Origin of the sequence: Bradyrhizobium sp. Arg816 (assembly GCF_029989365.1) — a bacterium.
Taxonomy (GTDB): Bacteria; Pseudomonadota; Alphaproteobacteria; order Rhizobiales; family Xanthobacteraceae; genus Bradyrhizobium.
Window position 1 is genome coordinate 1 of the sequence record NZ_JAPRAQ010000268.1, and the last position, 304, is coordinate 304.

Here is a 304-nt window from a genome sequence, read left to right on the forward strand (position 1 = left end):
AGGATGCTCTGGCTGTTCTGGTTGGCGATCGAGAGCGCCTGAACGCCGAGCTGCTGCTGGGTCTGCAGCGCCTGAAGGCGGGTCGATTCCGCATTCATGTCGGCGTCGACGAGCTGGCCGACACCGCGATCCACCGAGTCCATCAGGTTCTTGACGAACTCCGAGTTGGTCGCGATTCGGTTCTTGACGGCGCCAAGATCGGCAGCAGCGCCAGCCACCGTATTGATCGCGGCGGTGACCTGCGCGATGTAGCCATCGAGCGTGGTCATGTCGGCCGGGACGGTGTCCTGCAGCGCGCCGATGG

Annotated in this window: 1 protein-coding gene; it reads right to left on the reverse strand. The window is 64.5% G+C overall.

The window, feature by feature from the left end:
• Nucleotides 1–304: flagellin (locus tag OWC48_RS46835; protein ID WP_282526046.1), on the reverse strand; the 304-nt coding region annotated here is incomplete at both ends.